This is a genomic window from uncultured Streptococcus sp., assembly GCF_905372115.1.
In the GTDB taxonomy this organism is placed as follows: Bacteria; Bacillota; Bacilli; order Lactobacillales; family Streptococcaceae; genus Streptococcus.
Window position 1 is genome coordinate 1 of sequence record NZ_CAJPNR010000064.1, and the last position, 8,919, is coordinate 8,919.

The window sequence follows — 8,919 nt, forward strand, 5'->3', positions numbered from 1 at the left end:
CTGGCTCAGGTGCAAATGGTCGTGTCCACAAAGAAGACGTGGAAACTTATAAAGATACAAATGTGGTGCGCATTTCACCACTGGCAAAACGAATTGCCCAAGAACACAATATTGCTTGGCAAGAGATTCAAGGAACTGGCCATCGTGGCAAAATTATGAAGAAAGATGTTCTTGCTTTCTTGCCTGAGAATGTTGAGAGCGATACAATCAAATCTCCTGCTCAAATTGAAAAAGTGGAAGAAGTGCCTGATAATGTCACTCCTTACGGTGAAATTGAGCGTATTCCAATGACGCCAATGCGGAAGGTTATCGCTCAGCGGATGGTAGAATCTTACCTGACGGCGCCAACATTCACACTTAACTATGATGTTGATATGACAGAAATGCTGGCCTTGCGTAAAAAAGTGCTGGAGCCAATCATGGAAGCAACTGGCAAGAAAGTAACTGTCACAGACCTGCTTTCGCTGGCTGTTGTAAAGACACTGATGAAACATCCTTACCTCAATTCGACCTTGACAGAGGATGGCAAGACCATTATCACACACAACTATGTCAACCTTTCAATGGCAGTCGGTATGGATAATGGCCTGATGACGCCGGTTGTCTATAATGCAGAAAAAATGAGCCTATCAGAGCTTGTAGTAGCCTTTAAAGATGTAATCGGACGTACCTTGGAAGGCAAGTTGGCTCCAAGCGAGCTGCAAAATTCAACCTTCACAATCAGTAACTTAGGTATGTTTGGCGTTCAGTCTTTTGGGCCAATCATCAACCAGCCAAACTCTGCTATCTTGGGTGTGAGCTCAACGGTAGAGAAACCTGTCGTTGTTAATGGCGAAATTGTTATCCGTCCAATTATGAGTCTGGGATTGACCATTGACCACCGTGTAGTTGATGGAATGGCTGGAGCTAAGTTTATGAAGGATTTGAAGGCTTTGATTGAAGCTCCAATTTCAATGTTGGTATAAGATTTTCTTTGCTAGTTTAAAAGTAAAGAAACAAAACACTCAGCAAGTGAAAAATTAAATTAGAAAAGGAAAGAAAAATGGCTTTAGAAGTAATTATGCCAAAAGCCGGCGTGGATATGACCGAAGGGCAAATTGTCCAATGGAATAAGAAAGTCGGCGAATTTGTCAAAGAAGGGGAAATCCTTCTGGAAATCATGACTGACAAGGTCAGCATGGAATTGGAAGCTGAAGAAGACGGCTATCTGATTGCCATTCTCAAAGGTGACGGTGAAACTGTTCCAGTTACGGAAGTCATCGGTTACTTGGGAGAAGAAGGAGAAAACATTCCAACTGCTGGCGGATCTGCACCTGCGGAAGCACCAACTCCTGCTGCAGCGGCAAATACAGATGATGATAAGAGTGATGATGCTTACGATATCGTTGTTATCGGTGGCGGACCTGCTGGTTATGTAGCGGCTATCAAAGCAGCCCAGCTGGGTGGCAAGATTGCCTTGGTTGAGAAGTCTGAGCTAGGCGGAACCTGCCTGAACCGTGGCTGTATACCTACTAAGACTTACCTGCACAATGCTGAAATCATTGAAAACCTTGGTCACGCTGCTAATCGCGGTATCATCATCGAAAATCCAAGCTTCTCAGTGGACATGGACAAGGTCCTTGAAACTAAAAACAAGGTTGTCAATACGCTTGTTGGCGGTGTTGCTGGACTTCTACGCAGTTATGGCGTAGATGTTCATAAGGGAATTGGTACCATTAGTAAAGACAAGAATATTTTGGTAAATGGTTCAGAATTGCTTGAAACCAAGAAAATCATCCTTGCTGGTGGTTCAAAAGTCAGCAAGATCAATGTTCCGGGTATGGAATCATCTCTTGTTATGACCAGCGATGATATTCTGGAAATGAACGAAGTGCCAGAAAATCTGGTAATTATCGGCGGTGGTGTTGTCGGTATTGAGCTTGGCCAAGCCTTCATGACATTTGGCTCAAAAGTTACTGTCATTGAAATGATGGACCGCATTGTACCTGCTATGGATGCGGAAGTTTCTAAAAACCTTCGCCTCATCTTGGAGCGTAAGGGCATGACAATTCTAACTGAAACTAAGTTGGAAGAAATCATCGAAGAAAACGGCAAACTCCGTATCAAGGTTGAAGGAAAAGAAGATATTCTAGCAGATAAGGCCCTTCTTTCTATCGGGCGCGTGCCAGACCTAGAAGGCATCGGTGAGGTTGAGTTCGAACTGGATCGTGGTCGTATCAAGGTCAATGAGTATATGGAAACTTCTGTTCCAGGTATTTACGCACCAGGTGATATCAATGGTACTAAGATGCTGGCCCATGCAGCCTTCCGTATGGGTGAAGTCGCTGCTGAAAATGCTCTTAAAGGCAATCACCACGTTGCTAAACTCAATCTGACACCTGCAGCTATCTACACCCTGCCAGAAGTAGCAGCAGTTGGTTTGACAGAAGAGCAAGCTCGTGAGAAATACGATGTAGCAATTGGTAAGTTTAACTTCGCTGCTAACGGCCGTGCTATTGCTTCAGACGCAGCTCAAGGATTCGTTAAAGTCATCGCTGACAAGAAGTATGGTGAAGTGCTTGGTGTCCATATCATCGGTCCTGCAGCTGCAGAATTGATCAACGAAGCATCAACCATCATCGAAATGGAAATCACCGTAGAAGAAATGCTTAAGACCATTCACGGTCACCCAACTTTCTCAGAAGTTATGTACGAAGCATTTGCGGACGTACTGGGATTAGCAGTTCACTCACCTAAGAAAAAATAATTTAAAAGATAGATTAGACTGGGCATAAATCATTGTTCCAGTCTCTATCGTATAAAGAGGAAGCTTATGAAATACATTGTTAACTACTCAAATGATACAGCTTTTAATATTGCTCTGGAAGAATATGCTTTCAAACACCTCTTAGACGAGGATGAAATTTTCCTGCTCTGGATTAACAAACCATCTATCATTGTTGGTCGCCACCAAAACACTATTGAAGAAATCAATCGTGACTATGTTCGCGAGCATGGCATTGAGGTCGTACGCCGTATCAGTGGAGGTGGAGCTGTTTATCATGATCTAAACAACCTCAACTACACCATTATCTCTAAGGAAAGTGAAGATAGAGCCTTTGACTTTAAGAGTTTTTCTACGCCGGTTATCAACACCTTGGCAGAACTTGGGGTAAAGGCTGAATTCACTGGTCGTAATGACCTAGAGATTGATGGCAAGAAGTTCTGTGGCAATGCGCAGGCCTATATCAATGGCCGTATCATGCACCATGGTTGCCTGCTCTTTGATGTTGATCTGTCAGTCTTGGCCAATGCACTTAAGGTTTCTAAAGACAAGTTCGAATCAAAAGGGGTTAAATCTGTCCGTGCACGCGTGACAAATATTGTCAATGAATTGCCAGAAAAGATTACTGTCGAAGAATTCCGCGACCTGCTTCTGGACTATATGAAGAAAGAGTATCCAGAAATGACAGAATATGTCTTTTCCGAGAAAGAACTGGAAGAAATCAAGCAAATTAGAGATAGCAAGTTTGGAACTTGGGACTGGAACTACGGTAAATCGCCTGAATACAACGTGCGTCGTGGCACCAAGTTTACCAGTGGTAAGGTAGAAACCTTTGCCAATGTTGTTGAATCCAAGATTAAGGATATTAAAATCTATGGAGACTTCTTTGGTATTGAAGACGTAGCAGCAGTAGAAGATGTGCTGCGCGGTGTTAAATACGAGCGCGAAGATGTCCTTAAAGCTCTTGAAAGGATTGATATTAGCCGCTACTTTGCTGGAATCAGCAGAGAAGAGATTGCCGAAGCTATCGTCTAAACAGTATATTTCAAATCAACAACATTCTTACGTTTCCTTAACCCCAGCTAGTTTTCTCTAGGCTTTATCTACCAGATATGATAAAATGATAGGGAATCAGAGAAAGAGGTGTCTTGATGCAAAAAGTCCCAGTAGAAAGCCTTGGTCTGTTTGAGCAGTTGGACCGTACAGTTGTAGCTTTTCTGAAGAAAAAACCATCTCCTAATCCAGACAACTTTTATGTTAGCATATCTGCAGAAGATTATGAGAAAAAGAAAGAAGAATTTGAAAAATCAGGCTATCAAGCCGTGAAATTGCCGCTTGGTATGGCGTTAGATAATGTCATTCAGCAACCTTCTTTCCAAAACCTAATCATTGGTGGGCTCTACATGGTAGATATCTTCGTCCCCAAAGAAGACCTGATGCCCTTGAAGGACCTTGTAGATAGCTTTTGCATCATGTTTGCAGCAGCTAATAACCGGATAGAGAATATCAAGGCTTACGACCTGATGAAGAGTAAGACAGTTTACTTTATCGGAAAGCTCTTCACGGACAATCCTCAGCCAGGTGATGAAATTAGCTTTGAAGGATTGAATAGAGAGACAACAGAAGGCTCCTACGAAGCGGTTAAATGCTTCCTAACTAGAGAAAGCGCTGAAAAGTACAACTCTAAAAATCGACCAGTCACAGCAGCGAATCTGGAGCATCTCAAGCACTTCTGGGGCAAACCACTAATTGTTGAACCACATCGAAATTATTGGATTGAGTTTTTATAAGAAAAAGAGCGAAGCATCTAAAATAGATTTTTCGCTCTTTTGTTATTATTGCTTTATTTACATATTTTAAATTATGTAATTTATAGTTTGTCCAAAGCGTTCTTTTGTTCATCATTGACAATGTGGGTGTAGAGGTCCGTCACCTGAGTGCTAGCATGCCCTAGCTGATGGCTGACGAGAACTTGAGATTTGGTTGCATCGTATAAACGAGTAGCAAGCGTATGGCGGAGTTTGTGAGGCGTCACTCGCACCTTGAAGTCTTCAGAATACTTGGCCACCATTTTTTCGACACTGGAAGCATCGATTCGATTAGGAGTGCCGCGGTATTCAGTCAAAAAGAAGGCTGTATCTGTCTTTTCGGCCTTGTATCGCTTGCTCCGAATGCTCAAATACTCTTCTAAATAGGGTTTGGCAAAAGCAGCGACGTTGACAGAGTCCCTTTTTCCACCTTTTCTAGTCACTTCAATGACCATCATTTTGAGATTGATGTCTTTCAGGTCCAGATTGACAGCTTCAGACAGACGAACACCAGAGGCTAGTAGCAAGGCAATGATGGCTAGATCACGTTCTTTGTTCTTGTTAAAAGAAGATAGGGCGCGATTAGAGAGCTTCTTAGGGTACTCCGTATCAATATACTGGAGAAATTCTTCTGTCTCATCCCCTAAAAAGAGCTTCTGCTTAATATTCTCTGCACGGGCTGCCAGAGTTTCCTTTTTCTTCTTAGTAGCAACTTTTTTCATCACATTTCGATAGAAGTAAGGCTCGCCCTGTTCGTTTTCGACTTCCTCAGTCAAATATTTGTAGAGGCTAGATAAAGCCGAAAGAGTCCGGTTAATGGTTGTCTGGGAAACACCATTTTGAGTTGTATTGGCATTGAGAAGCGGCCGCTCGCGCAGATAAAGAATGAAGGCTTCCATGTCTTTTTTGGTCATATTTTCCAAGATTGAGAGAGGAATCTCAGCAATATGCGAAGCATCCGTGATACCAGATTCTAGCACCCAGTTAAAAAAGCGATCATATTCTTTGAGATATTCGTATAAAGTTGTAAAACTATAAGGCACCGCCAGCTTAGACTGGTAATATTCCAGAATGTACCAGGGCATAGTGGCTTTGAGTTTATCAATTCTTTCTAATAACAGTTCACGTCTCATCACATTTCTCCGTTTTTTCTATAATGGTAGTATAGCATATCTAGATATATTTTTCAAGAAAATTATAGTTTTTCGGAAAGATAATAGGAGGGAAGAGAAACCCCTTCCTTATCTTTCTTCAGGAATAAACACATGTTCATCATCATTCTTTTCATCATACCAATGAATAAATATTCTGCGACCTAAAATTTTTCCATTTGTTTTTATTTCTTCGATTTCGTAATAAACTTTTTTATCAATATTTTTTTTGTTTTCAAAATACGTTTGAATCTTTTGTTCGAATTTTAACTGTCCAGTATACGTTTTAGAGTTACGGTTTGATTTTCGATCTTGAGGTGTGATATTTCTTTTATTACCTTTGCTAAAAAAGAGATCAATTTGTTTTCTTTTTTTCTTGATATTATCATCTGTAAACAAGTACTTCTTAAAAGCATTTGCAATGAAATGGCCTCTATCTTTTCCTTTTTTCTTTTTATCTCTTTGCCATTGATACTCATTTAGAGTATTTTCAAAATAATCAGAATTTGGATATGTTCTTAAAACTACCTTCCATAACATTGGTTCATATTTATAACTAGGTTTTTCTTCAATACTCTCATCAATACTTATATCATCTAAAATATAATAGTACTTACCTTCTTCAATATATTTCATGCTCCAATTTGTCATAGAACAATCCCAAACTCCATCATATTTTTCTTCAATGATTTTTTTAGCGAGGTTGCAGTTTCAATTTCTGTTTTAGTATTATCTATTGTCATAATCTATTTTCTCCTTCTAATTATATACAAATTTTTCAAATAAATAAAAACTCCCTAATCAAATCAACTACCTGTTCATTTTGTGGTAAGGAAGAATGGTGGGCATCCTTACCTTCGATGACGACCTCTCTGTGTGAAGCAATCTTTCCTTCGTAAATCAAGCTCCCAGCCTCTACACTGCTTTTATGGACAATTCCGTCACCGTCTCGGAAAAAGATTCCCAAAATAGACAAATGCTGCAGCTTCTTAGGAAGTTTTCCCTGATTGGCTACAAAGTCATCTAACATCTCAACTCGATGATTAAGATTTTTCTTGTTCAGATTATAAGGACTGCCGATAGTCAGGAGCTTTTCCATCTCCAACCCAGAATGGTTTGCAAGGTATTGCTGCAGGAATACTGTATAAATTAGACCACCGTTAGAATGCCCCAGCGCCTTAAAGCTGTTAAAAGAATACTTCTCTCGCAAGGCAGTCAAGACAGCGTCAAACATGGCCGCCTGTTTCTTGATATTTTCATAACCATCACGATTATTTTGAAATCCAACCACAAAAATGGGTTTTCTGTCCTTCCGCTTCAAATGCCCTCGATAAGTCATATGTCCGTCATTCCAAATTTTAATACGGAGCAAACTATGACGCGGATGCTGATTGCGGTTGAGCTTTTTAACCATTCGATTAAAACGATTCTCAGTCGCAGAACTACCTGGAATCATGATAATAGGACGTATTTCGACCTTGCTGGCAGGAAGATGAGAAATAGGGTGGGAAGGCAGCTTATTCAATAATTTTTGAAAGGTTTTAGCAAGTCGATGAATTAATTGAGTCAAAAAAGGCTTCATTCTAGTCTCCATATCTGAATCTGATGTTTCCAAAAACAAGCCACATACCGGATTTATGTAGCTTGTTATTTTCTCTTTGAAAGAAATATGCTAAATTACTTTATTTCTTAATTACATTATTTAACTTAAATTGCTTTCTATCCGAAACATTTTTTCTTTAGGTTTATCTTCCCCTAATAATTGATTATTAAAAAAATTAGCCATTGGAAGAAAAAAGTCCAAATCTAAATGCTTTCCATTAACGACTGGTATTTTTAACTCAATATTTCCAATTTTAATAGAAGAGTTTTTTCCTTGAAGGGATTTTATAGTTACTATTTCATCTAAATTAATTTCTGGTATATTCTTAATAGTTGAAAATACCATTGATTGACGAACTATGTCGTAAACATTTACTTTACGCATACTCTTTAGAAGATGAGTTCGAGCGTTATAAGCGTATCCTGAAACAAGTAAAGCAGTAAAAAAATCAAATGGATTCTCTTGGTAACCTTTTTCTAATACATCAATTGCTGCTTCAACAGCTAATTTTGAATGATAAAGTTGCCATCCTAACGCATCTGAATAACCTGCGTTCCCTGCAAATTCGTTTTTTATTTGAGCTATTTCCTTTTTTACTCGTTGAATATAGTCTTCGCTATTTTTCATATAAGCAGAAATAGCACGTTTGTTACCAAAGTTTCCTGCTCTTCTAAATCCGTAGCGTCTAACTTTTAGAGAAGTTTCTGCATTATCATTATTTTCTTGATATATCGCTGAAAAATCTGTAAAAACACTTAACGAACTATTTATATCAATTAAACTATAAAGCTTTTCAGTAGGGACTAATAATCCAAAAGAAGCTAAAGTAAGTTCTTGAAACCATTTCTCATTTTGGTAATCAGCTTGTACAGCAATTGAATTCCAGTAATGAACATCACGATGCGTATGTCCACTAATTAACCAATATCTGTTATCTGGCTCAGGCTTATAAATACTAGGATAGGGGGGTTCTTCTTTTGGGAATAAAGCAAGAGTCTGCCACCAAGAATCTATTGCGTTTTCAGCGAGTGAATCCATCGGCCAGTGTGTTACTATGAATAGTGATTCGTTTTTATTTAATCTAGTAATTCTCTTATTTGCAAAATCACACCAGTCTTTATTAAGTTTTTTAAGAGTTTCTATATCGAAATTTTTAACTTGAGTGCAATCTGGTACGCGGTTTTCTAAGTCTTTGATTGTTGCAGTTAATAACCAATTTGAATCATTTTCATCAATGTATTCAAATAAGTCATAAACATCTGCTATGCGATTCAGGTCTAGGACTGTATAATTTAAATTAGTGAAGCCAGTATCTCCGATAAATACCAAATCACCTATCTTGTACTCTCTACCAGTAAGGAGAAGGCGACAGAATTTATTTCTCTCTGTTGCCATTGAAGCTTGCTCAATACATTCAACCCATGTTCTCTTTTTATCTGAATAAGTCCAATAATCGTGATTTCCTAAAACTACAAAAGATGTAATCTGAGCTTTTTCAAGAATTTGTATGAAATCAAGCGTCTCAAAGAAATCATCAAAAAAATCTCCAGCTAAAACAAAAATATTTCCTTCTCTGTTTGAATATAGTAAATC

Annotated in this window: 8 protein-coding genes; 4 read left to right on the forward strand and 4 right to left on the reverse strand. The window is 38.9% G+C overall.

Features of this window, described 5'->3' with window-relative positions:
• The 4 genes from QZ169_RS11085 to QZ169_RS11100 all read left to right on the forward strand — a co-directional run.
• The coding region (locus QZ169_RS11085; protein ID WP_295507052.1) for a dihydrolipoamide acetyltransferase at window positions 1-965 on the forward strand (965 nt) is incomplete at its 5' end.
• Window positions 966-1,042: 77 nt separating this feature from the next.
• On the forward strand, window positions 1,043-2,746 hold the full coding sequence (lpdA, locus tag QZ169_RS11090) for a dihydrolipoyl dehydrogenase (RefSeq protein ID WP_295507053.1): 1,704 nt from the start codon (window positions 1,043-1,045) through the stop codon (window positions 2,744-2,746).
• Window positions 2,747-2,812: 66 nt separating this feature from the next.
• Window positions 2,813-3,799: a lipoate--protein ligase gene (locus QZ169_RS11095; protein ID WP_295507054.1), complete on the forward strand. Its 987-nt coding sequence runs from the start codon at window positions 2,813-2,815 to the stop codon at window positions 3,797-3,799.
• A 116-nt stretch (window positions 3,800-3,915) separates the two neighbouring features.
• Entirely contained in the window at window positions 3,916-4,554 is a 639-nt protein-coding gene (locus QZ169_RS11100) for a hypothetical protein (RefSeq protein ID WP_295507055.1), read from the forward strand.
• 80 nt (window positions 4,555-4,634) lie between these two features.
• Here the strand turns inward: QZ169_RS11100 and xerS are convergent, their stop codons facing one another.
• The 4 genes from xerS to QZ169_RS11120 all read right to left on the reverse strand — a co-directional run.
• On the reverse strand, window positions 4,635-5,705 hold the full coding sequence (gene xerS, locus QZ169_RS11105; protein WP_295507056.1) for a tyrosine recombinase XerS: 1,071 nt from the start codon (window positions 5,703-5,705) through the stop codon (window positions 4,635-4,637).
• A gap of 108 nt (window positions 5,706-5,813) precedes the next feature.
• A complete protein-coding gene (locus tag QZ169_RS11110; RefSeq protein WP_295507057.1) occupies window positions 5,814-6,359 on the reverse strand; it encodes a DNA/RNA non-specific endonuclease in 546 nt (181 codons plus the stop codon).
• Between the two features lie 142 nt (window positions 6,360-6,501).
• Window positions 6,502-7,305, reverse strand: coding sequence for an alpha/beta hydrolase (locus QZ169_RS11115; protein WP_295507058.1), 804 nt, complete (start codon window positions 7,303-7,305; stop codon window positions 6,502-6,504).
• A 120-nt stretch (window positions 7,306-7,425) separates the two neighbouring features.
• On the reverse strand, window positions 7,426-8,919 hold a 1,494-nt coding region (locus QZ169_RS11120), incomplete at its 5' end, for a metallophosphoesterase (protein ID WP_295507059.1).